Origin of the sequence: Sorangium sp. So ce726 (genome assembly GCF_051521405.1) — a bacterium.
Lineage (GTDB): Bacteria > Myxococcota_A > Polyangia > Polyangiales > Polyangiaceae > Sorangium.
In genome coordinates, this window is record NZ_CP150349.1 from 7,444,999 (window position 1) to 7,468,717 (window position 23,719).

At 71.4% G+C, this 23,719-nt stretch carries 14 protein-coding genes; 7 read left to right on the top strand and 7 right to left on the bottom strand.

From position 1 onward, the window contains the following. Nucleotides 1-98: 98 nt before the first annotated feature. Complete coding sequence (locus tag WME79_RS27700; RefSeq protein ID WP_437520694.1) at nt 99-329, bottom strand: hypothetical protein; 231 nt, start codon at nt 327-329, stop codon at nt 99-101. A gap of 604 nt (nt 330-933) precedes the next feature. Here WME79_RS27700 and WME79_RS27705 point away from each other — a divergent pair. After that, a complete protein-coding gene (locus WME79_RS27705) occupies nt 934-1,830 on the top strand; it encodes an SDR family oxidoreductase (RefSeq protein ID WP_437520696.1) in 897 nt (298 codons plus the stop codon). Between the two features lie 402 nt (nt 1,831-2,232). After that, complete coding sequence (locus WME79_RS27710; RefSeq protein WP_437520697.1) at nt 2,233-8,625, top strand: DUF4215 domain-containing protein; 6,393 nt, start codon at nt 2,233-2,235, stop codon at nt 8,623-8,625. A gap of 186 nt (nt 8,626-8,811) precedes the next feature. Here WME79_RS27710 and WME79_RS27715 read toward each other — a convergent pair whose 3' ends face one another. Genes WME79_RS27715 through WME79_RS27725 form a run of 3 tightly spaced genes read right to left on the bottom strand, consistent with a single transcriptional unit; the run spans nt 8,812 to nt 14,599 of the window. Then, a complete protein-coding gene (locus tag WME79_RS27715; protein WP_437520699.1) occupies nt 8,812-10,071 on the bottom strand; it encodes a PEGA domain-containing protein in 1,260 nt (419 codons plus the stop codon). Then, nucleotides 10,068-12,851, bottom strand: a complete 2,784-nt coding sequence (locus tag WME79_RS27720) for an FG-GAP repeat domain-containing protein (protein ID WP_437520700.1) — start codon at nt 12,849-12,851, stop codon at nt 10,068-10,070. Before WME79_RS27720 ends, WME79_RS27715 begins: the two co-directional genes overlap by 4 nt. Before the next feature lie 2 nt (nt 12,852-12,853). After that, on the bottom strand, nt 12,854-14,599 hold the full coding sequence (locus WME79_RS27725) for a serine/threonine-protein kinase (protein ID WP_437520702.1): 1,746 nt from the start codon (nt 14,597-14,599) through the stop codon (nt 12,854-12,856). A gap of 307 nt (nt 14,600-14,906) precedes the next feature. Between WME79_RS27725 and WME79_RS27730 the strand changes: the two genes are divergently transcribed. Both WME79_RS27730 and WME79_RS27735 read left to right on the top strand, forming a co-directional pair. Continuing rightward, nucleotides 14,907-15,746: a hypothetical protein gene (locus WME79_RS27730; RefSeq protein WP_437520704.1), complete on the top strand. Its 840-nt coding sequence runs from the start codon at nt 14,907-14,909 to the stop codon at nt 15,744-15,746. Between the two features lie 166 nt (nt 15,747-15,912). Beyond that, nucleotides 15,913-16,680: a phosphotransferase enzyme family protein gene (locus tag WME79_RS27735; RefSeq protein ID WP_437520706.1), complete on the top strand. Its 768-nt coding sequence runs from the start codon at nt 15,913-15,915 to the stop codon at nt 16,678-16,680. Between the two features lie 96 nt (nt 16,681-16,776). Here the strand turns inward: WME79_RS27735 and WME79_RS27740 are convergent, their stop codons facing one another. Further along, entirely contained in the window at nt 16,777-17,643 is an 867-nt protein-coding gene (locus tag WME79_RS27740) for a HEAT repeat domain-containing protein (protein ID WP_437520707.1), read from the bottom strand. A 295-nt stretch (nt 17,644-17,938) separates the two neighbouring features. On the opposite strand from WME79_RS27740, the gene WME79_RS27745 reads away from it, so the two are divergent. Then, on the top strand, nt 17,939-18,637 hold the full coding sequence (locus WME79_RS27745; protein WP_437520709.1) for a transcriptional regulator: 699 nt from the start codon (nt 17,939-17,941) through the stop codon (nt 18,635-18,637). A 19-nt stretch (nt 18,638-18,656) separates the two neighbouring features. Here WME79_RS27745 and WME79_RS27750 read toward each other — a convergent pair whose 3' ends face one another. Further along, the gene (locus tag WME79_RS27750; RefSeq protein ID WP_437520711.1) at nt 18,657-19,559 is read right to left on the bottom strand and encodes a nucleoside hydrolase; all 903 of its coding nucleotides are present in this window, start codon (nt 19,557-19,559) and stop codon (nt 18,657-18,659) included. A 147-nt stretch (nt 19,560-19,706) separates the two neighbouring features. Here WME79_RS27750 and WME79_RS27755 point away from each other — a divergent pair, with 147 nt between their 5' ends. Further along, nucleotides 19,707-20,519 (top strand): hypothetical protein, encoded by an 813-nt coding sequence (locus tag WME79_RS27755; RefSeq protein WP_437520712.1) that lies wholly within the window; start codon nt 19,707-19,709, stop codon nt 20,517-20,519. Between the two features lie 226 nt (nt 20,520-20,745). Further along, a complete protein-coding gene (locus tag WME79_RS27760) occupies nt 20,746-21,909 on the top strand; it encodes a PAS domain-containing protein (protein WP_437520713.1) in 1,164 nt (387 codons plus the stop codon). Between the two features lie 68 nt (nt 21,910-21,977). On the opposite strand, the gene WME79_RS27765 is transcribed toward WME79_RS27760, so the two are convergent. Next, nucleotides 21,978-23,528, bottom strand: a complete 1,551-nt coding sequence (locus WME79_RS27765; protein WP_437520715.1) for a hypothetical protein — start codon at nt 23,526-23,528, stop codon at nt 21,978-21,980. Nucleotides 23,529-23,719: the final 191 nt, after the last annotated feature.

The following is a 23,719-nucleotide window of genomic DNA, read 5'->3' on the forward strand; positions in this document are numbered from 1 at the left end:
CGCAGCACCCATCGGTCCGGGCGCGCGCGAGCGAGGCAGAGGACCACGGGAAGATGAACATGGCCCTGCCGCCTCGCTCGCGGCCCCCGGCGGCTCCGTCAGCTGATGCAGCCGGCCTTCTTCGAAATGCAACCGGCCTTCCGCGAGATGCAGCCGGCCTTCTTCGAAATACAGCCGGCCTTCCGCGAGACGCAGCCGGCCTTCTTCGAGATACAGCCCTCCTTCCGTGAGATGCAGCCGGCGTCGAGGGTCGGCCCGCCGGACGAGTTGGCCGCGATCCACTGGTTCCAGAGACGATCCTGGGCGATCTGCCGAATCAGGTGTTCCATTCGAACCTCCGATGATGTGATGGTGGACGATGCAACCACGGCGCACACGTCGACAACCCGCGCAGGGCGGCGGCCGTGTGCTCGACGGTCCGGCAGACACGATTTGTGGGCAGCCCGACCGTCTGGCTGACTATACGGTTCAGCCCAAAGGGGTCAAGGCGGGCAATCCGTGGGGGGATCGCGCCGCCCGGCCATCTGCCGAATCGGCCGCTCCAGGACCAATGGAACTATCTGGGCGCGCACACGCGCGAGCCTGCGATTTAACCTCTGCAATTCGCATTGAAATCGATCCTATCGCGACGATACCGAAATGAGGGCGTGGCAAATTGGGGCGTGGCAAATTGTCCCGCGCACCTCGGGCGGATTCGACGTCGTCCGAGCGAGCGACAACCCGGTTGACCGCATCATCGCTCTGGCTGTCCGCCGCTCCACGACCGCGCCGCTGAACCTGGAAGCTCGGTGGGCCTACAGGCGCGGAGGGAGCGGGCCGCCTGCCACATCGGTGTCGGCGCGCGGCCACTCCGACGATCGCCGTTCGCCGGTGCCACCGGGGGGATCCAGCGCGATACTCTCCTTGCTCCCCCTTTCGAAAGCGAGCGTGAGAATGACCCGAGAGCTCTGTTCCCTCATCACAGGATCCAGCAGCGGCTTCGGCCGCTCGACCGCCGTCACCCTCGCCCGCGCGGGACACCGCGTCTTCGCCGGGATGCGCGCGATCACGTCGAAGAACGCGGGGCCGGCGTCCGAGCTCGCGGAGCTCGCCGCGCGCGAGGGGCTCGCCCTCCACGTGTTCGAGCTCGACGTGACGAGCGACGCCTCGGTCGAGGCGGGCGTGGCGCGCGTGCTCGACGAGGCGGGCGGCGTCGACGTCGTGATCAACAACGCGGGCGTCCTGTCTCAGGGGCCGATCGAGGCGTTCACCGTGGCGCAGGCCGAGGCGACGTTCCAGGTGAACTACCTCGGCGCCGTGCGCGTCAACCGCGCCGTGCTGCCCGCGATGCGGCGGCAGAAGAGCGGCCTCCTCGTCCACGTGAGCAGCGTCGTCGGGCGGGTCGCGACGCCGCTCTTCGGCCATTACAGCGCGAGCAAGTTCGCGCTGGAGGCGATGGCCGAGTGCACCAGTTACGAGCTCGCGCCGCTCGGGATCGACGTCGCCATCGTCGAGCCGGGCGCGTTCCCGACGACCGGCGTGATCACCAACGCGATGCAGGCCGACGAGGCCCGAGCGGCGGAGTATGGCGCCCTGTTCGCGCTCGCCACGGAGCTGTGGAGGCCGGTGACCGAGACGATGAAGCGCCAAGGCCCGCCCGACCCGCAGCAGGTCGCGGACGCGATCCTGAAGCTCACGGCGCTGCCGGCCGGGGAGCGGCCGCTGCGCACCGTGCTCGACCCGCTGGGCAACGGCGCCGTGGAGGAGATCAACCGAAGGACCGCGGACGTGCAGCGGGCGTACATCGAGTGGATGGGCCTCGGCGGCGTGCTCAAGCGAGCCGGCGGATAGCGCGCTGCAGCCGAGATCCGCGGGGCACGGAGATCTCCGCACCTTCTTGGGACACAAACCATCTCCGGCGTCCCGTCACAGCGCGAATGTCAAGACCGAACCGGGCTGCCAGCCTGGCTCGCGCGCCCGTGCACCAGCAGCTGAAATGAAACACCGTGTCCATCCGTCGCTGCGTCGCGCAACGCGCGTCATTCGTCAGCGGTGCTCCGCAGACTCCGCTGCGAACGGGAACTCGTGCGGGTGTGGCCGAGTGGCGCAGGATGAAGTGATTTTCGTCTAGAGGTGCGAAGGGCGGCCGGGCTACCCTGGAAACGGGTCGTCGGCCTTTCTGCCCGAGCGCAGCCGCTCGTGTTCGTCCTGGTCCTGCCCGAGCGCAGCCGCTCGTGTCCGTCGAGGTGTGTCGTGAGGTTGAGAACGTCTTATCTGGCTTTGGCCGTGGGATTGCTGCAAATAGTCGCCGCCTGTGGAGGGGGAGCGCCCTCCACCACGGGCGAGCCTGGCGTAGGCGGCGCGGGGAGCGTGACCTCCAGCGGCTCCGGCGACGGCGGCGGCGGCAGTGACTTCGGCTCGGGCGTCGCCTCCGGCGGCGGTGGAAGCGGCGGCGCGCCCGATCCGTGCGCTGGCGACGATCCGCCCCCCGAGTGCCTCTTGCCCCAGGAGCCGGCCTGCGGTGACGGCGAGATCAACCAGGCCAGCGAGGCGTGCGACGACGGCAACAGCCTGCCCGGCGATTGCTGTTCCGGTCTGTGCGAGATCGAGCCTTACTGTGCATGTCCGACGCCCGGCGCGCCGTGCGTGCTGACCATCGCGTGCGGCGATGGCGTGGTCGATCCGGGCGAGTTCTGCGACGACGGCAACACCGCAGACGGCGACGGCTGCAGCGCAGACTGCATCTTCGTCGATCCCTCGTACGTCTGTCCGAGGCCGGGCGAGGCGTGCACGCTGCTCTACGACTGCGGCGATGGCCGCGTGAACGGCTCCGAGGAGTGCGACGACCGCAACGAGCGGGCCGGCGACGGCTGCGGCGCGGACTGCAAGCGGGAGGAAGGCTTCGTGTGCCCGAGGCCCGGGCAGCCGTGCGAGCGCCTGCCTGTCTGCGGCAACGGGGTCAAGGAGGCCGGCGAGCTCTGCGACGACGGCAACGCCGCGAGCGGCGATGGCTGCTCGAGCCTCTGCCGACAGGAGTCCTTCTACGTCTGCACGACGCCGGGACAGCCCTGCGAGCTCCTGATCCGGTGCGGCGACGGCGCGGTGGATCCGGGCGAGATCTGCGACGACGGCAACGCCCAGGGCGGCGACGGCTGTAGCGCCGATTGCAAGGCGCTGGACCCGCTTTACGCGTGCTCCGAGCCGGGGAAGCCCTGCATCCTCCTCTATCGCTGCGGCGACGGGCGCGTGAACAACGGCGAGCAGTGCGAGGACGGCGACGACCCGCCCGCCTCCGGCGACGGCTGCAGCGCCACCTGCATGCGCGAGCCCGGCTTCGTGTGCTCGCGGCCCGGGCAGCCGTGCGAGCTCCTGCCGGTCTGCGGCAACGGCGCCCTGGAGAGCGGCGAGCAGTGCGATGACGGCAACACCGCGAGCGGCGACGGCTGCTCGAGCCTCTGCCGACAGGAGTCCTTCTACACCTGCCCGACACCGGGCCGGCCCTGCACCCTCCTCTACTGGTGCGGCGACGGCGAGATCAACCCGGGCGAGGTCTGCGACGACGGCAATACGGTGGGCGGCGACGGCTGCAGCGCCGACTGCAGCGCGGTGGATCCGATCTACACGTGCCCCAAGCCGGGTCAGCCCTGCACCCGCCTCTACTGGTGCGGCGACGGCCGCGTGAACGACGGCGAGCAGTGCGAGGACGGCAACACCCGGAGCGGCGACGGCTGCAGCGCGACCTGCATGCGCGAGGAGGGGTATCAGTGCAGCCGCCCCGGCCAGCCGTGCACCCGGCTGCCGGCCTGCGGCAACGGCCTCAAGGAGACCGGCGAGCAGTGCGATGACGGCAACACCGCGAGCGGCGACGGCTGCTCGAGCCTGTGCCGGCAGGAGGCCTTCTACAACTGCAAGACCCCGGGGCAGCCCTGCGAGTTCTTGATCCGGTGCGGCGACGGCGTGCTCAGCCCGGGCGAGGTCTGCGACGACGGCAACACCGTGGGCGGCGACGGCTGCAGCGCCGACTGCAGCGGGGTGGACCCGATCTACACGTGCACAACGCCGGGTCAGCCCTGCACCCTCAACTACTGGTGCGGCGACGGCCGTGTGAACGACGGCGAGCAGTGCGAGGACGGCGACTCCCCGCCTGCGTCCGGCGACGGCTGCAGCGCGGACTGCATGCGCGAGCAGGGGTATCAGTGCAGCCGGCCGGGTCAGCCCTGCACGCGGCTGCCGGCCTGCGGCAACGGCCTCAAGGAGACCGGCGAGCAGTGCGACGACGGCAACACCGCGGGCGGCGACGGTTGCTCGAGCCTGTGCCGGCAGGAGTCCTTCTACAACTGCCCGACCCCGGGGCAGCCCTGCGTGCTCTTGTTCCGGTGCGGCGATGGCGCCGTGAACCCCGGCGAGCTCTGCGACGACGGCAACACCGCGGGCGGCGACGGCTGCAGCGCGGATTGCAAGACGGTGGACCCGGCGTACGTGTGCCCCGAGCCGGGCAGGGCCTGCGTCCTCGTCTACCAGTGCGGCGATGGGCGGGTGAACAACGGCGAGGAGTGCGACGACGGCGACGACCCGCCCGCGTCGGGCGACGGCTGCACCGCGGATTGCCGGCTCGAGGAGGGCTGGATCTGCAAGCCCGGCCAGCCCTGCACCGTGAGGACCTATTGCGGCGACGGCACGGTGCAGCTCGGCGAGCAGTGCGATGACGGCGGCGGGGAACACCCTGTCGGCGGCGACGGCTGCACCGCGCAATGCAAGATCGAGGTCGGCTGGACGTGCCCGCCGGGCGGCGGGCGCTGCAACCCGCCGCCGGCGCCCGTGTGCGGCGACGGCAAGATCAGCGGCACCGAGGTGTGCGACGACGGGAAGCAGCCCCCGGCGAGCGGCGACGGATGCAGCGCCGACTGCAAGACGATCGAGGACGGGTGGGACTGCTCGCGCGTCGGGTTCCCCTGCAAGACCGTCTGCGGCGACGGCGTCAAGAACGGCGCCGAGCAGTGCGACGACGGCAATCCCTTCTCGGACGACGGCTGCGACGAGACCTGCCGCATCGAGCCCGGAAGCGTCTGCGACAACGGAGAGCCCCAGGACTGCACGGGCTTCTCCGTCTGCGGCAACGGCATTCGCGAGGGCACCGAGCCCTGCGACGACGGCAACGGCAACTGGCGCGACGGCTGCACGCCGGACTGCAAGGGCGAGCCGAACTGCAGCGGCGGCGCGTGCATCTCGAAGTGCGGTGACGGCATGCTCCTGCCCAACGACCCCACCGAGGCGTGCGACGACGGCAACACCGCGAGCGGCGACGGCTGCTCCGCCACGTGCACGATCGAGCCGGGCTACACCTGCGCCGTTCAGCCCAGCGAGATGCGGCTGCCGATGGTCATCCGCGACTTCATCGGCTGGTGCCCGACCACGTACGACCGCAGCGTCAGCAACACCGCGTGCGACAACAACCTGAACGACAGCCTCGTCGGGCACTTCGATTTCGAGATCGAGCCCAGCGGCAATCAGATCGACAAGATGGTCCAGCCGACGCTCGACGCCGCCGGCAGGCCCGTCAGCAGGTTCGGCCCCGCCTTCGTCACGCCGAGCGATGCGAACGGCTGGACCACGGGGCAGAACAACTTCCAGTGGTGGTACCGGGACAGCGCGACGTACAACAGGACGCTCGTCACCACCATCGAGCTGACCCCGCAGGCCGGCAGGTACGTGTACCAGCGGAGCCCGTTCTGGCCGGTGGACCCCACCCCGCCGAATGGCGATCCCAGGCTCAACAACCTGGTCTCCGCCGGGCTGGAGAAGGCGCAGAGCAACCCCTCGCACAACTACTACTTCACGAGCGAGGTCCGGTACTGGTTCCAGTTCACGCCGAACGGCGCCGCGGCCGATCCGGTGCTCACCTTCTTCGGCGATGACGACGTCTGGGTGTTCATCAAGAACACGCTGACCGCGGACATCGGCGGCATCCACGGGCAGCTCCAGGAGAGCGTGACCATCCTGGACAACGGCGACGCCCGCGTGACCCCCTGCACCCAGAACACCTGCCCTGCAGACGCCCGCACGCCCTACGACGTCGACCTGAACCTCGAGCCGGGCAAGGTCTACGAGATCGCGGTGTTCCAGGCCGAGCGCCACGTCACCGGGTCGAACTACCAGCTCACGCTGTCGGGCTTCAGCGCCGGCACGTCGGTGTGCACGCCGCAGTGCGGGGTCGACCCGCCGGTCCTGACGCCGGGCGAGGAGTGCGACGACGGCAGCAAGAACGGGACGGGCTACGGCCAGTGCAACAACTGCCAGCTCGGGCCGTACTGCGGCGACGGCGTCAGGAACGGCATGGAGACCTGCGACAACGGGGTCAACAACAGCACGTACGCCAACGCCTCGAACGCCTGCGCGCCGGGGTGCGTGGCCCCGCCCCGGTGCGGCGACGGCGCGGTCAACGCGCCGTACGAGGCGTGTGATCTCGGCTCCGGCAACACGACGAACGGCTACGGCGGCTGCACGCGCGAGTGCCAGATCGGGCCGTTCTGCGGCGACGGCAAGAGGAACGGCACCGAGGGGTGCGATGACGGCGTCAACGACGGCTTCTACGGCACCTGCAACCCGAACTGCACGCCGGCGCCGATGTGCGGCGACAACCGCGTCGACGCCGACTGGGGCGAGGAGTGCGACAGCGCGACCGACCCGAACTGCGTGAGCTGCCAGCGCGGCGAGCACTGCGGCGACGGGGCCACGCAGCGGGACCTCGGCGAGGAGTGCGACGACGGCGTCAACGACGGCGGGTACGGCCAGTGCGGGCGCTTCTGCCTCCAGGGGCCGCGCTGCGGCGACGGCATCGTCCAGTCCGAGGAAGAGCGCTGCGACCTCGGCAGCGGGCAGAACACCGGCGGGTACGGCGGGTGCACCGCCTCCTGCAACTACGGTCCGTACTGCGGCGATGGCATCAGGAACGGCGCCGAGGGGTGCGACGACGGCAAGAACGACGGCACCTACGGCACCTGCAACCCGAGCTGCACGCCGGCGCCGAGGTGCGGTGACAACCGCGTCGACACCGAGTGGGGCGAGGAGTGCGACAACGCGGCCGACCCGAACTGCCTGAACTGCCAGCTCCCCCCGCAATGCGGCAACGGGATCACGCAGCCGAACCTCGGCGAGGAGTGCGACGACGGCGTCAACGACGGCGGCTACGGTGAATGCGGGCGCTCGTGCCTCAACGGGCCGCGCTGCGGCGACGGCATCGTCCAGTTCGAGGAAGACGAGCACTGCGACCTCGGCAGCGCCCAGAACACCGGCGGGTACGGCGGGTGCACCGCCTCCTGCAACTACGGTCCGTACTGCGGCGATGGCATCAGGAACGGCGCCGAGGGGTGCGACGACGGCAAGAACGACGGCGCCTACGGCACCTGCAACCCGAGCTGCACGCCGGCGCCGAGGTGCGGTGACAACCGCGTCGACACCGAGTGGGGCGAGGAGTGCGACAACGCGGCCGACCCGAGCTGCGTGAGCTGCCGGCTCCCCAAGCAGTGCGGCAACGGGATCACGCAGCCGAACCTCGGCGAGGAGTGCGACGACGGCGTCAACGACGGCGGGTACGGCCAGTGCGGGCGCTCGTGCCTCAACGGGCCGCGCTGCGGCGACGGCATCGTCCAGGCTTCCGAGGAGGACTGCGATCTCGGCAGCGCGCAGAACACCGGCGGGTACGGCGGGTGCACCGCGACCTGCGACTACGGGCCGTACTGCGGCGACGGCATCACGAACGGCGCCGAGGCGTGCGACGACGGCAAGAACGACGGCACCTACGGCACCTGCGCTCCGGGCTGCGCGCCGGCGCCGAAATGCGGCGACAACCGCGTCGACGCGGAGTGGGGCGAGGAGTGCGACAGCACGACCGACCCGAACTGCGTGAGCTGCCGGCTCGGCGCGCACTGCGGCGACGGGGTGATCCAGCCGCAGTTCGGCGAGGAGTGCGACGACGGGATCAACGACGGCGAGTACGGCAAGTGCGGGCCCTCGTGCATCTTCGGGCCGCGCTGCGGTGACGGCATCGTCCAGCCCGAGGAGGAGGACTGCGATCTTGGCGAGGGCAAGAACAGCGGCGAATACAACGGGTGCGACGCCCTCTGCCAGTACGGGCCGTACTGCGGCGACGGCCGCGTCAACGGCACCGAGACCTGCGATGACGGCGTGAACGACGGCTTCTACGGGAGCTGCATGCCCGACTGCAGCCCGGCGGCGAAGTGCGGTGACCGCCGCGTCGACGAGGAGTGGGGCGAGCAGTGCGATCCCCCGAACGAGGCCACGGGCTGCAGCAACAACTGCCGCCTCGGCGGGCAGTGCGGCGACGGCGTCGTCCAGCCCGGCGAGCAGTGCGACGACGGCAAGAACGACGGCGGCTACGGCCAGTGCGGCCCGCGCTGCCAGCTCGGCCCGCGCTGCGGCGACGGCATCCGCAACGGCCCGGAGCAGTGCGACGACGGCGACGGCAACAACACCGGCGGCTACGGCAAGTGCGCGCCGGGCTGCGTCTACGGCCCGTACTGCGGCGACGGCAAGGTGCAGAGCCTCTACGAGGCGTGCGACGACGGCAACCGCACGGGCGGCGACGGCTGCAGCCTGACCTGCCAGCTCGACGGGTTCCCCAACTGATCGAGCCAAGGCGGGCGCGCGGGGCGAAGGCGTCGTTCGACGCCTCCCCCGCGCACCCGCGACGCCGGCGCCGCACCGCGCGTCGCTCGGGTCGACCTCCTCCCAGATACCGCCGCTAGCTCGGAATCGACGACCGCCGCTCGTCCGCGATGGCCGCCCTCAGCGGCCCGGGGCCCTGCGGTGCCTTCACCAGAACCGGCCGACGAGCCCCGCCCCGCCGAGCCCCGGCCCGAGGATCGGCGCGGCCGAGAGCTCGAGCATCGGCCCGCCCGTGCGCGCGGGCGCCGGGTCCGTGCGCGCGGGCAGCGGCGGCGGGTTCGGCGTGTCGAACGCGTAGAACACGAAGCCGCCGAGGGCGAACGCCGCGGCCGTGCCGAACAGGCCCATGGTGGCGTTCGCGAGCTCGTCGCGCGTGTCGAGGTGAGCCTGGTACTCGCCCAGCTCCCCCTCCGAGATCCCCTGCCCCGTGCGCTTCTCGGCGATCTCGCGCGCCTGCTCCTCTTCCGCGAGGCTCGAGGACAGCGTCAGCACGCCGACGCCGGCGGACAGGACCCCTATCGCGACGAGGCCATAGGACATCTTCCGCTGGAACGAGCTCGTGAGGCCCACCTCGATGACACGGCGCTCGCCGCGGCGGAGCGACAGCTCGCGAGAGAACGGCCTGTGGCCGTTCTTCGTGGCGACGAAGAACCGCTTGCCCGGGGCGACCTGGAGGAGCGGCAGCGGCGTCGTGCCGACGAGGCGCCCGTCCAGCGTGACCTGCGCGCCGACGGGGGCCTTCACCTGGAGGAGCGCCGGCCGCTCGCGCAGCTCCCGGTCGATCCCGAGGATGTCCCCCTCGATCGCGACGACCTCGCGCTCCTCGTCGACGTGGCCGTCGCCCGTGATCTTGATCCGGTGCTTGCCCGGCTGCACCTCGGCCATCAGCGGCACGTCGGCCAGCGCGCCGCCGTCGATGGACACGCGGGCCCCCGCGGTCGGCGACGTGACGTTGATGCGGGTCCGCGGCCTCGCGTCGGGCGGCGCCGCCTCCGGCGCGGCGGGCGCGTCGGGCGACGACGGAGCGCTCGCCTCGAGGCGCGCGGCGATCACCCCGAGCTCGCTCAGGGCGTCGGTCGCGTCCGCGCGGCGCCCGCCCTGCGGGACCTGCTCCAGATAGCGCCGGTAGTTCGCGATGGCGGACCGCAGCGCCTCGGGGCTCTGCTCGACCACGTACAGGCGCCGGTAGGCCTGGGCCAGCGAGAACAGGAGGGCAGGGCGCGGCGCCTTCCTGTACGCCGCCTCGAACGACTGCACCGCGTCGCGGTACCGTGTCGCGGCGTAGGCCTGGGCGCCGGCGTTGTAGAGCGCCTTCGCCTGCTCGATGTCCTCCTCCGCCGAGGCCGCGCTCGGCGCGAGCGCGGTCGCCGCGAAGGCCATGAGCACGACGCATAGCGAGGTCTTCATCGGCGGATCGGGACTCCTTCGTGGACGCGGAGCGCGCCGTCGCTGAGCACCGCGAGATCGTCGACCCCATCGCCGAGGACGTCGCACGTCGCGACCGCGGAGCCGCCGGGGATGCCGTCCAGCTTGCGGAGCTGGTGCTGGCCGAGGTCATGGCAGTCCGCCGCGCCGTCGCCGCACACGTCGAGCGCGTAGGCCGCGCTGCGCGTGAGCACGACGAGCGACCTTCCCGTCTCCTTGTCGACGCGGGCGAAGTCGGCGCTGGTGACCTCGCTCGCCAGGTCCTCGAGGCTCGGGTCGGGTGCCTCGAGCTCGATCGGCGCGTCGAGCGCGCCCTCGCCCGTGTTCCAGAAGACGGCGAGCCGGCTCGCCGTGATCGTGCGCGTCCCTGGCGCCAGCTCGTACGCGATGCCCACGACGTCCACGTGGCCATCGCCGTCCACGTCGCCGGCGCGGAGCCCCCCGTACAGCGTGTGAGGCGCGGGCGAGAAGGCGGCCTCCGGCGCCTCGAAGGCGCCGCTCGCGCCGCGGCGCACGAGGGCGACCGCGCCGGCCAGGGCCGGCGTCCCCGGCTCCGCTGCCGCGTCCTCCTCCGCGACCTCGATCGGCAGCGAGAGGACGAGCTCATCGGTACCGTCGCCGTCGAGATCGACGGCGACCCCATCCAGCGCCCACGCGGGCTCCCGGGAGGGAACGAGCTCCGCGGGGAGCGAGACGCGGTGCTTGGCCTCGTCGACCATGGCGATCGCGCCCGAGTCGACCGCCGGCAAGAGCCAGAGCTCGGCCGAGCCCCGGGAGGAGCCAGGGCTCGGAGGAGCGATCGTCAGCGAGGCGACCTCCGCCCGATCGCCCCCGAAGCGGCCGGCGATGCTCCTCACGGCGCGCAGCTCGCCTGCATGCCGCACGTCGCCCGAGCGGACGAGCGGCAACGGCGGCAGCAGCGACCGCGAGCTGCTGCCCTCGATGAGGCTGAACGCGATGTCCCCGCCGTGCGAGAAGAGCACGCTGATGTCGTCCACGGCGTCGTCCGGCTCGGGAAGCCGCACCGCCGCGATGTCGAGGAGCCCCTCGAAGGCGCCGAGCCGCACCGGCGCCTCCGGCGCCTTCATGAACCGGCCGAAGCAGACGGCCAGCGTCGGGTGGTCCGCGCTCGACAGCGAGCTCCCGGCGCTCTCGGCGAACGAGAGGTCCGGCAGGAGATCGCCGTCGAAGTCGCCCACGACGAAGCTCGAGACGTTGCCCAGCGTCGGGATCTTGAGCTCGTTGAGCTTGAAGTCGGAGGCCTGCGCGCCGGGGACGCCGTTGAAGAACGTCAGATCCGTCGCGTCCGCGGAGCCAGCGACGACGTCGGGCGCGCCGTTGCCGGTCAGGTCTGCGATCACCGCGCTGGTCCAGCGCCGGCCGTTCGCCGGCGCGAGCCGGTCGAACTCGACCTGGTAGGGAGGAGACGGCGGGGCCTTTCCGAGCCTCACGGCGTCCGGGTCCACGATGTCGATCACCCCGTCGCCGTTGAGATCACCGATCGCGACGGGAGCCCCGAAGCCGGGCAAGCGCTCGGAGCTCATGTCGCCGGCCGGGTACGAGAGATCGCCGTACGGCGCCATGCCGCCGAACGCGCCGCCGCCTGCGCCCTCCGCGACGTCGAGCTCGTAACAAGGCGCGCCCGCGGACAAACGGGGGTCAGGCTGCGCGCACGTGGCGCCGACCAGCAGGTCGAGGACGCCATCGCCGGTGACATCCCGGAGGAAGGCCGCGCCCGCGATCCGCGCGCCGGCCGGGAGCTCCACCGCGGAGTGCGCGCCGTCGTCCGGCGAGTAGATGTGCACGGCCGAGTCGTCCGCGAGGGCGACGACCACCTCGTGGAGCGGGCCGCCGCCGAGGTCCGCGCTCACGAGCGGACCGGCGACGTCGCGCAGCCCGCGCTGCCGATCGATGAACGACAACCGGCCGCTCTCCGCCCCCTGCACGACGGCGATGACATCCTCCGGCGCCGCCCCGCCCGTGTCGGTCCCCACGACCAGGGCGACCCACGTCTGGCCATCCTCGCGCGTGCTACCGACGGGCAAGAGCCGCGCGCCGCGAAGGGTCGTCGTCTCGGACGCCGCGCCGAGCAACGAACCCAGGTGAAACACCGACGCGAGCACGGGGACCGGCGCGAACGTGCGGCCCGGCTCGCCGCTCAGGATCGCCACGCCAGGCCCCACGCTGAGCGCGATGTCCGTCGTCCCGTCGTCGGTGAGGCGCGCGAGCGCGGGCGTGTCCCCTGCGGAGGGGATCGACACCTGGGTCCCCACCGTGCTGTTCGCATCGAAATAGAGCGCCTCGAGGCTCGTCGAGCCGACGCCCACGAGGTCGCCGCGGCCGTCGCCGTCGAGATCACCCGTGATCAGCCGCTGCGCGCCGAGCGGCAGCGCGGCGCCGAGCGGCTTGAAATTGCCCGTGGAGACGCGGCACACGCCGTCGACCCCGCAGCCCCACCCGCTCGGGCACGTCTGGTCCGCGTCGTTGCACACGAAGCGGCACTCGTTCTCGCTTCCGCGCGGGTTGCACCAGGTGGTCGAGGTCGCGCCCTGCGCATCCTGCGTCTTCACCTCGCAGGGCTCGCTCTTCTCGAAGCAGTCGCAGTCCTCGTTGCGCGACGGTTCGATGACGCCGTTGCCGCACACGCCCGGGGAGATCTCGGCGAGGTCCTCGCACCCGGCGGAGCCGGCAGCCGCGACGAGCAGCGCCGCGGCCCCCCCGATCGCCCGCACGTATCGCCTGAAGCTGGTCCGCGCGCGCATGCTCACTGGAACGGGTTTTCCAGGTCGCCCTTCCTGACGGCGCCCCTCGCGGTCGACGCCGCCCTCTTCAACGCCACGGTGATCGCGCCGTCCGCTTCGGCCGGGACCTCCTGCGCCTGCTCCTGGTACCCGGGCGCCTTGAAGGTGAGCTTCAGGGCGCGCCCTCGCGGCAGGCGCAGCGGCCCCGGCGCCTTGCCGATGAGCTTGCCCTCGCTCCACACCTCGAGCTCCTTCGGCGTCGCCTGGATCCGGAGCTCGACGTCGGGCGGCGCCGCGTCAGCGCTCGCCGCAGGCGCGGCGGTCGCCTCCAGCGATGGAGACGGCGCGGCCGACTCCGGCGCGGCCGCGGCGACGGCGGAAGCCGGCAGGACCGGCGCGACCAGCGCGGCCTCCGTCCTCGGCATCGCCGCGGCCGACGCGGGCGCGGCCGACGCGGGCGGTGCGTCGGCCGCCGGCTCGCCGTGCCCGAGGTGCATGTGCCCGAGGTGCAGCGTGAGCGCCGCGGCCGCGCCGATGCCGAGGACGGCGGCCGCCGTGAGCGCCGCCTTCCGTCGCGACGCCATGGCCGGCGTGCTCTCCAGCTGGCTCGGCAGCGATCCCTGCAGCAACGTCTCGTTCCCGTGCAGCCCCGTGGTCGCTTCCGCGGCGGGGCCGCGCTGCGTCGGCGCGAGCCCAGCGTCCAGCGCCTCCGCGGCCGCGCCGCGCGCGCGGCCCCGCGCGGCGGCCCCGCCGGCGCCGCGCCCGACGGCGGCGTCGCTCGCCCGCAGAAGGCCGCCGGGCAGCTCGTACCCCGCGCCACGCGCGGCCTCCACGAGCGCCGCGGTCGCCTCGAGCAGCGACGCCGGGCGGCTCGCGGGCTCCTTCTCGAGCATCCGCAGGAGCGGCGCGTCGAGCGCCGGCGAGAGGTGCGTCGCCACGGTCGACACGGGGGGTGCCGCCTCGGACGTGTGCTTGATCAGGAGGTCGAACGCGTTCTCGGCGTCGAACGGCGGCGCGCCTGCGAGCAGCTCGTGCGCGAGGATCCCGAACGAGTAGATGTCCGTCCGGTGATCGACGTTCTTTCCACGGCACTGCTCGGGGGACATGTAGAGCGGCGTCCCGATCAGGTGCCCCGTCCGCGTCTTGTGCACGGTGCTCGAGGACTCGCCGAGCAGCTTGGCGATGCCGAAGTCGAGCAGCTTCGGGAAGATCGCGCCGTCCTCGTCGAAGACCAGGAACACGTTCTCGGGCTTGAGATCGCGGTGCGCGATGCCCGCCGCGTGCGCGGCGTCGAGCGCGCGCGCGATCTTGACGAGGATGGGCAGCGCCTCGGCGGGCGGGAGGCGCCCGCGCTTGCGGCGGTAGGCGTCGAGGGTCATCCCCTCGAGCAGCTCCATCACGTAGTAGTGCCGGCCGTCCTCCAGGGCGCCGAACGAGAAGATGTCGATGATGTTGCGGTGCCTGATCTGGTTCACGGCCCGCGCCTCCGCGACGAAGCGGGAGACGAGCTGCGGGTTCGCGGAGCACTGGCGGCTCAGGACCTTGATGGCCGCCGCCTTGCCGATGACGGGGTGGATCGCGCGGTAGACCGTCCCGAAGCCCCCTGCCCCGATCTTCGCCTCGACGCGGTACTCACCGACCGGCGTGCCCGGCGCGAGCTCCGGATCGGCGCCAGGCGGCGCGGGCTCCGCCGCGAGCGTCTCGGCGTCCGTCGGGCAGGCAGCGACGCCGTCCGCATGCTCGGTTCGGCACGTAGGGCATGTCGACATGAGAAAACCACGGAGAGCGTACACGGGGAGCCCGGCGCAGCCCAGAGCCCCCGAGCGTCGCAAACTGGCGAGAGGAGAGCTCCTCGCTCCGGCGGGCGGGCGCAGCGTGACGCGTCCCTTCGGCGTCGCGTCGTTTGTTGCCGCTCGCCGCCTCGAGGCCCGGCCTCGCCGCGGTGCGTGGCCCGGTCTCGCCGCGCCGGAGATCTGACCACCTCGAGGCGCCGAGCAGGAGAGCCTCTGGCATTGTCTCACACGGGGTGCGGCCCTACAGGGCCCCGCGAGCCATGCGTGTCGTGCGGCGCGATCGATGGAGGCACGGGCCTTCGTGCTGCTGAAGCTCGCGCTGGTGGGCGCGTCGGTGCTGCTCTCCTCGCTCGCCGCGCGCCGCTTCGGTCACGCGGTGGGCGGCACGCTCGCCGGACTGCCGATGATCGTGGGCCCGATCATGGGCTTCGTGCTGATGCAGGAGACGCCAGCCCACGCGGGCGCGATCGCGCTCGCGACGCTTGTGTGCGTCCCGGCCACGATCGTCCATGTGCTCACCTTCGCCTGGTGCGCGCGGCGGGGGTGGCGCTGGGGCGTGGCGCTGCTCACGGCCAACGCGGCCTTCCTGTCGGTGGGCGCGGCGCTGCTCGCGCTGCGGTTGCCCCCGCCGCTCGCGTGCGCTGCAGCGCTGGCATCGCCCGCCCTGGGCGCGCTCGCCTTGCCACGCCTGCGCGAGCCGCCCGCGGCGGTGGCCATCCCGCGCGTCGAGCTCGCCTGCCGCGTTGTCGCGGCGATGGTCATGGCCTGGTGCATCGTGCGCAGCGCTGGCGCCGCGCCGGCGGGCTTCAGCGGCCTGCTGATGGCGATCCCGATCACCGGCAACGTCCTGCCGTGCTTCACGCTGCCCAGGCACGGCGCTGCCGCCACGGTGGCCTTGCTCGCGGGCTTCTTGCGCGGCCTGCTCGGCTTCGCCTCCTTCTTCGTGGCGCTCCACGTGGGGCTCGCGTGGATGTCCCCGGCGGCCGCTTACGGCGCCGCGTGGCTGTGCGCGCTGCTCGCGGCGCTCTGGCTGCGCGGCCTTGCTCGGCGCGCTCGACATCATGGCGATTCGCTTCCCGGCCCGGCTTCCAGTCGCTGTGCCAGGCACCGTCCTGTGCCCTGAGGATGCGAGTGAACAGCTCATCGTCATCTCCGTGGACAAGAACCCATCGCGCGCAATGGGTCATGTACAAACGAGCGCAGAGCGGGTATGCGACAAGTGAGCATCCAGAAACCACCCCGCCGAGCCGCTCGCCCTGGGGGCTGGCGCTGCGATCAGAGAGCCTTGCATGGTCGAAGAGACGGTATTCAAGGGCGGCGTGAACACCGTGCGCCGGCGCGGCGACAGGGTGCACCGGCCCGCGACGTCGGCGGCGCCTGCCATCCACCGGTTGCTGCGGCACCTCCGGGCAGCGGGCTTTGACGCGGCGCCGGAGCCGCTCGGATACGACGACGAGGGGAACGAGGTGCTGTCGTACCTCGATGGCGACGTGCACAACCCGCTCCCGGCCGAGCTGCGCACTCCTGAGCTCCTGACGTCCGCTGCCACCCTGCTGCGACGCTTCCACGACGCGAGCGCGACGTTCGTCCCGGGGCCGGACGATCGGTGGCAGCTCCCGCCCCGCTCGCCGGCCGAGGTGATCTGTCACGGCGACCTCGCGCCCTACAACTGTGTCGTCCGCGGCGGCCGGGTCGTCGGCTTCATCGATTTCGATACCGCTCATCCAGGCCCGCGCCTCTGGGACGTGGGGTACGCGGTCTACCGTTTCGCGCCGCTCCACGCGCCGAGCAACCCGGACAGCGCCGGCAGCCCCGAGGACCAGGCGCGGCACGCAGCTCAATTCTGCCGCGCCTATGGCCTCGCGCCAGGGCCCCTGTTGCTCGACGCTGTGGCTGACCGGCTCGCGGCGCTGCTCGCCTCCATGCGCGCGCGGGCCGCGGCCGGCGACGTCGCGTCCCAGGCGCACATCGCGGCCGGGCACCCCGCGCTGTACGAAGAGGACATCCGCTACCTGCAGGCGCAGCGCGATCGGCTCCTGCGGGCATTCACCCCGTGAGGGGCCGACGCACCCGCAGATGGCGAAAGCTGGAGGGAAGTTCGTGGTCGGGCTCAAGCCCGAGGGGATGCTCGGCGACGGCGGCGAGCGGAAGTCCTAGCCACCGTCGGCCCCCGACGGGCCCTCGCGCGACCCGAGAGCGCGGCGGGCCACCGCCCGCACGGCGGCGTCCGGATCGCGCTCGGCGAGCCCCACGAAGCGCTCCTCCGCCCGCGCGATCTCGCTTCCCCTCGCGTCCGGGCGCATCGCGACGAGCGCCCGGATCGCGGCGCGCCGCACGGCGCCCTGCTCGTGTCGGAGCAGCTTCGTCAGGGGACGCACCGCCTCGCGCGCGGCGCTCGAGGCCGCCCGCGAGAGCCCGCGCGCGGCCGCCTCGACCACGGGCGCGTACGGATGCTCGAGCGCCTCGAGCAGCGCCGCGCGGTGGTGAAGCGCGCTCTCCGGATGTCGCGCGAGGAGCTCCGCCGCGCTCAGGGCGATCCTGCGGGACGCCGGCGCGAGGAGCTCCGCCACGACGCCGGCCGGCACGCTCGTCCCCGCCTGCGGGCCCAGCCGGCGCAGCGCATCGAGCACGCTGACCCGGGCGAGGATCTGCTCGTGACGCACGGACGAGGCCGAGCAGCACATGGGCGAGCACCGCTCCCCGAGCGGCTCACGCAGCGTCTCGACGAGCACCGGCACCGCGACGGCAGCGCGACGGCCCATCCTCCCGAGCGCGCGCGCCACGTGTCCGCGCAGGTGCGCGACGTCCAGACGTGCATAGAGCTTCTCGTCGTACCCCTCGGCAGGACGTCGCACGGCGAGGACCCGCACCAGCAGATCGGCCGAGAGCTCGGCGGGCACCGGACCGCGGCGGAGCGCCATGAGCGCTCGGGCCGACGCCTGCCAGAGCGCGCGAAGCTGCGGCTCCCGGACGAGCGCCTCGAGGACATCCACCGGTCGCCGGCGATCGGCCGTGCTCATCTCCTGACCTCGCGCGACGCCTGCTCGAATCCCATCCTGCGAAGACCCTCGCCGGGACCGGCCCTCTTCCCGCGAAACGCGAGACCGGTCGACAGGAACGGTATCTTAACACACGCGGTGGAGCTCACGTTCGGGACGGTCAACAGGCCTGCGCATATCGCACCTTCCGCTCCTCGGCGCGTCGACCACACCACGTTGTCATCCAGGCTCAGCCCGCTCGCCGGCGGTCGTTCCGATCTGCGACGAGGCCAATTTCGCTCGACGAAACCGCGCTCGATCGGCGTAGCGTGGCTGTATGACCCAAAGGCGCGATCATGCCCTCTGCTGCACGACGCTCTTGCTCATCGCGTGTGGACTGGCCGGCTGCGGCGGCAAGGCCTCCACGCCGCCCGCGGCCGCCCCCGAGCCGCTCGCACCTCTCACGTTCCGGCGCTCGGCGGACGACATCATCCTCGCGGCGAAGCTCCCGCCCGAGACCGCGCCCCGCGCATCGCTCGAGATCCACCGCCTCGACGCTTACGCCGCGTGCAACGCGGCGCAGGTGCGCCTCTCCGCCAGCGTGAGCGCGCGCGCGGACGCGGGGCCCAGCGCGCTCACGCTGTCGAGCCTCGTCATCGGCGGCCTGGGGCTCGCGGGCGGCATCGCCACCACCGCGCTCGCTGCGGGCCTCGAGGCCCCGCCGATCCCGGCGGGCACGCCGTCGGTCCCGGACGCGGAGCCGCCGGACGTGGAGGGCAAGACAGGCGTGATCGTGGCGGGCGTCGTCACGGGCGTCGTCGTCGTGGGGGCGGTCGTTGGAACGCTCCTGCTCGTCGGCGGCGACGACGACGACGACAACAAGCACAAGCTCGATCTGGGCGTCGGCGGCGCGGGGGGCCTCCGCGACGCCATCCGCGCCTTCGAGGCCGCGTGCCCGGACGAGCCGCCCGAGGACACCCTCGCCGCGTGCATCGACAGGGCGCGCGCCCTCCGCAAGACCTGCGCAGCCCGGTGAGGCGGGCTCCGCCGGCGGCTCAGCGCGCGAGCACGTCGAGGAAGCGCTCCTCGTGGAACCCGACGGAGATCCGCGTGTTCGTGCCCTCCATGGCGCGCGCCCCCCATTCGCCCTTCTCGCGATAGATCTCGACCTCGACGAAGTCGCAGACGCGCTCGTCGAGCGCGCAGGCGGCCGCCACGAGATCGTGCATCGCCTTGCCCACGCCCTTGTCTGCCAGGTACCGATCGAGCGCCTCGATCATCCTCGTCAGGCCGCTCCGCGGCGATCGCCCCGAGACCCGGCGGTTCAGCGCCTCGCGCATGGCCTCGGTATAGACGACCCCGTGACATACGTTCTTCGACACGAACCTCCGCTCTCCGATCTGCGGTGAGGCGAGCAGCGCGAGCGTCTCCCGGGGCGCGCCGCCGGGGTTGAAGCTCGGGCAGGTGAGGCGCCCGCGGAACTTCTCGAGCGGCTCGGCGACCAGGTTGTCGCCCGCGAAGCCGCCTTGCTGGACCCAGCGAGCGAGCCGGAGCCCGGGGACGTCCTTGAACGCCTTGCCGATGTTCTTGGGCGCGGCCCCGACGAGCACCGTGGCGTCCGGCTCGCGGAGCAGCTCGGCGAGCAGCGCGGGGCCGACCGCGACCTCGCCGGCCGGGTGCTCCAGGATGCCGGGGCCGTAGCACGCCTGGTGGAAGCCGGAGACCCGCGCCTTCTTGCCCTCGCTCGTCGCCCACCACGCGGGGCCGTGCAGCGCGCCGATCGGGACCTCCGCCCGCCCGCAGCGATCCAGACCCCAGCGGACCAGCCGGCACTGATCCTCGGAGCCGGGCGTGACGAGCACGCCGAGCAGCTCGACGTCGGGGTGATCGGCGAGCCAGAGCAGCGTCATGAAGTCATCCGGGTCCGCGGTCTCCATCTCGAAGATCATGCGCCTCACGCCGCACCTCCAGGCCATCGCGCCGTAACGCAAAATTGAATAGACTCGATCCGAGCGGGCAGCCGGAGAGACGACCGGCCGCCCGACGGAGCCAGCGCTCGACCCGCGCTGCTGCGCGCGGCCAGGCTGCACGACCCCGAGGAGCGAATGAAGCGCATACACCTGTTCGAGCTAGAGGATTTCAGCTGGTTTCCCGGGTGGCTACGGGCCTGCCTGACACGCCTGATCGTGGTCATGCACAGAGCGCTGGGCACGCGCGAGGCGCTGGCCGAGCTGATCGCCAGAGCACTGAAGGAGTCGAACACATCGAACATCATCGACCTCTGCTCCGGGAGCGGCGGGCCGATGATCGACGTCGTGCGGATCCTGCGCGAGAGGCCCGGGCTCGAGGGCATACAACTGACACTCACGGATCTGTACCCGAGCAAGGAGGCGGCGGAGCTCATCAACAACCAGGAAGGGAGCAACGTATCCTACCAGACGAGCCCGGTGGACGCCACGAAGATCGACGGTCAAACCGCCGGCCTCAGGGGCCTTAGAACAATGGTCAGCAGCTTTCATCACATGAGGCCGGACGACGCGAGGAAGATACTGGAGTCGGCCCAGAAGAGCAGGCAGCCTATCTGTATCTTCGAGATCAGCGACAACAGTCATCCGCTGCTCCTCAATTGGCTCGCCCTCCCGATCAACGTCGTCATGTGCCTCCTCATCACGCCCCTGGCGAGGCCCATGACCGTACGGCAGCTCGTCTTCACCTATATCGTGCCGATCATCCCGCTGTGCTTCGCATGGGACGGAGCGGTCTCGAACGCGAGGACCTACACGCTCGATGACCTGGATGAGCTGTTGAGCGGGCTCCGGAATGAAGATTACAGATGGGAGAAGGGAGTGACCGGCGGGAGAGCGAAGAAGCTCTATCTGCTCGGCATTCCTACCCGCGACGCCGGCTCCGGCGGCTGAGCCGCTCCGGCGCGGACGAACCCGTACGTACCGGTCATACAGATCGCCGGAGATCGCGCGGCGAGCGTCGCCCGAGGCGGTATGTCCGCCTCGTGCGCTCGACGATTGGTTTAAGGTCTTGCCTTCGTGCGCGTCGCGGATTGCGCCCTACTATTCGTGTGCGGTCATCGATCTACCTTGTTATGCGCAATCCCGGTATGCCTGTCCGGTTGCGGAGGGGAATACGATGGCTGACGCAAACGGAGCACTGAGCTCGCTGGATGACTTTATCGCACACTCCACGGAGATGCTGTTCGTCGCCGGGGGCGACGGCGCGCTGCTGCGATGGAGCGACGCGCTGGGCAAGACGATCGGGCCCGCGCTCGCGCAAGGAACCCCATTGACCGAGCTCTTCCACCCGGAGGACCGCAGCGCGGTCACCACAAGGTGGGAGCAAGTGCGCGAGAGCACGGCCCCCATTCACGTCCACGGCCGCGTCATGAGCGCGGAGCGCAGCTACAAACCGCTCGCCTGCGTTGTGCGCAGCGCGCGTTCGGATGGGCTGGTCTACGGCTCGTTCCGTGACGCGCCGGTCGGCGACGGCGCGCTCGACGAGCTGACCGAGCTGAGGGCGCGGGACAAGATGCTCCGCGCCTTGATCAGCGCTCTCCCGATAGCGATGTGGGCCGTCGATCCTGACGGAACGTATCTCTACCATGAAGGCAAGGGGCTGGAGGCTGTCGGCCATCAACCTGGGCAGCTCGTCGGCGCGAACATCTTTGACCTCTACGGCGACGCCAAGGGCGCCGTGACGCACGCGCTGGCCGGTAACCCGGTGCACGGGCTGGCCGAGGCGCACGGCTGTGTATGGGAGAGCTGGATGGTCCCCCTCGCGGAGGAAGAGGGGAACGTCAGCTCCGTCGTCGGGTTCTCGCTCGACGTGACGGAGGGCCAGCGCGCGCAGCAGGCCCTCCAGACGAAGCTCGACGTGATCGAGGCGCAGCAGCGGGTCATCCGGGAGCTCGCGGCGCCGATCATCGAGGTATGGGACGGCGTGCTGGCGCTGCCCATGATCGGCGTCGTCGACAGCGCGAGGACGGCCGACGCGATGGAGAGCTTGCTCGAGGCGATCTCGAGCCGCGGGGCGCGCTTCGCGGTCCTGGATCTCACCGGCGTGCAGATGGTGGACACGAAGGTCGCCGATCACCTGATCAAGCTCGTGCGGGCCATCCAGCTGCTCGGCGCCGAGGGGATCATCTGCGGCATCCGCCCGACCGTGGCGCAGACGATGGTGGCGCTGGGGCTCGACCTCAGCGCCATCGTGACCAAGGCCAACCTGCGGGCCGGCCTTATGCACTGCATGCGGCGTTTGACGGCGCGCCCGGCGCCGCCCACCCGCGACGTCGCATAACACGACTGCGGAGGACGAGGCGCTCGGGAGCAGCACCAGCGCTGGCGCTGCTCCCTGGGCGCCCGAGCTCAGAACAGCTGGACGTCGTCGATCTCGATGCGCAGCGGCTGTCCCACGGGCGTGCGCCAGTTCAGGTTCATGACGCTCCAGGGCTCGAACGGCACCAGCGTGCCCCACCCCTGCTGCCTCAGATCCCACCAGCGCAGCTCCACGGTGACCCACTCCGGTCCGACCCAGAGGTCGATACCGTGGCTGTCGTAGCAAGCCGAGCAGAGCCCGCCCTCAGGCGTCGTAAGGAGCGTGCCGACGTCGAAGCGAACCTGCGTGCCCTGGCCACGGATGTGGAAGCGGATGCCCTGGAACGGCGACACATCGACGGGCCACATCTCGAAGGACAGCGTCACGCCAGCGCCCGACGCGGTCGGCACCCCCGGGGAGTACGCCGCGAGCGCCGTCGAGCCGAACGGCCCGGGAACGGGAAACAGGTCGACCGGCGGGACGGTCCCGTCGTCGTACGTCGCCCACGGCCCCGTGAACGGCGGGGCGCTGCCCGCGTACGGCGGGGAGAAGAGGAAATCGCCGTCCTCGAAGTCCTCGATGACGAGGCCCGGCATCGCGCAGACGGGCAACCACTGGCAGTCCGGATCGGAGCAATCCGTGAGACCGTCCGCATCGTCATCGGAGCCGTTGCTGCAGGCCCAATCGGTGTCCTCGCGCCACGGCATGCAGTACGGCTGCGACTGGCAGTCCGGATCGGAGCAGTCCACTGCACCGTCCCCGTCGTCATCGGCGCCGTTGCTGCACGTCCAGTCGGTGTCCTCGCGCACCGGTGCGCAGTACGGCATCCACTGGCACTCCGGATCGGCGCAATCCGCGAGGCCGTCCCCGTCGTCATCGGCGCCGTTGCTGCAAGCCCAATCGGTGTCCTCGCGCCACGGGGAGCAGAGCGGCATCCACTGGCACTCCGGATCGGCGCAATCCGGGAGGCCATCTCCGTCGTCGTCGTAGCCGTTGCTGCACGCCCACTCGGTGTCCTCGCGCTGCGGCGCGCAGAATGGCTGCCCCTGGCATTCCGGATCGGCGCAATCCGCGCGGCCATCCAGATCGTCATCGTAGCCGTTGCTACAGGCCACATAGTTGTTCTCGTACAGCGGCGTGTCGTCGACCCCGATGACGATGTCGATCCTTCCCTGCCCGACGGAGATGACATCGCCGTCTGCCCGGAACTGGAACGCCACGGTCGTCGTCGTGCCTTCGCCGATGAAGACCCCGACCGGATTGGCCGACGTGAGGGACGCCGAGACGGGCTGGAAGCCGCCGCCGGTCCACCGCTCGAGGACCCAGCCCGGCTGGAGCATCACGTTATAACCGCCGACCGGCAGCACCTCCGTGAGCGCCGGCGTGTCGCCACCTCCGTAGAGGGTCCGCGCCGTCGGGCCGTAGATATCGAACCACGCTTGGGACAGGCGGTACGTCGCGCCCGAGGAGCTGCTCCCGACGAGGGCCAGGCTGAGCGAGCCGACATCCGACTCCTGCTCGGCGTCATCCGGCGCGTCCGCCGTGCAGCCGACCGGGATCGCAGCAATGGCCAGGACCGAACATACGAAGAGTTGTCGCAAGTGTCTCATAATGACCCTCGTATCAGAGCCGGTCGCGCGTGAAAAGCTGGATTCGTGAGGGCGCCATGACGTCGCGCGTCCATCGGTCATGCGGCCATTGGCCATCGGCCGGCCAATGGCCATCGGCCATCGGCCGGCCATTGGCCGGCCATGTGGCCATGCGCCGATACCTTGGTTGCGCTGCCCCCTCC

Bases quoted from the DNA above. Each gene is read 5' to 3' on its own strand.
- WME79_RS27700 (WP_437520694.1), bottom strand. From the start codon at position 329: ATGGAACACCTGATTCGGCAGATCGCCCAGGATCGTCTCTGGAACCAG.
- WME79_RS27705 (WP_437520696.1), top strand. From the start codon at position 934: ATGACCCGAGAGCTCTGTTCCCTCATCACAGGATCCAGCAGCGGCTTC.
- WME79_RS27715 (WP_437520699.1), bottom strand. From the start codon at position 10,071: ATGAAGACCTCGCTATGCGTCGTGCTCATGGCCTTCGCGGCGACCGCG.
- WME79_RS27720 (WP_437520700.1), bottom strand. From the start codon at position 12,851: ATGCGCGCGCGGACCAGCTTCAGGCGATACGTGCGGGCGATCGGGGGG.
- WME79_RS27725 (WP_437520702.1), bottom strand. From the start codon at position 14,599: ATGTCGACATGCCCTACGTGCCGAACCGAGCATGCGGACGGCGTCGCT.
- WME79_RS27730 (WP_437520704.1), top strand. From the start codon at position 14,907: ATGGAGGCACGGGCCTTCGTGCTGCTGAAGCTCGCGCTGGTGGGCGCG.
- WME79_RS27735 (WP_437520706.1), top strand. From the start codon at position 15,913: ATGGTCGAAGAGACGGTATTCAAGGGCGGCGTGAACACCGTGCGCCGG.
- WME79_RS27740 (WP_437520707.1), bottom strand. From the start codon at position 17,643: ATGAGCACGGCCGATCGCCGGCGACCGGTGGATGTCCTCGAGGCGCTC.
- WME79_RS27745 (WP_437520709.1), top strand. From the start codon at position 17,939: ATGACCCAAAGGCGCGATCATGCCCTCTGCTGCACGACGCTCTTGCTC.
- WME79_RS27755 (WP_437520712.1), top strand. From the start codon at position 19,707: ATGAAGCGCATACACCTGTTCGAGCTAGAGGATTTCAGCTGGTTTCCC.
- WME79_RS27760 (WP_437520713.1), top strand. From the start codon at position 20,746: ATGGCTGACGCAAACGGAGCACTGAGCTCGCTGGATGACTTTATCGCA.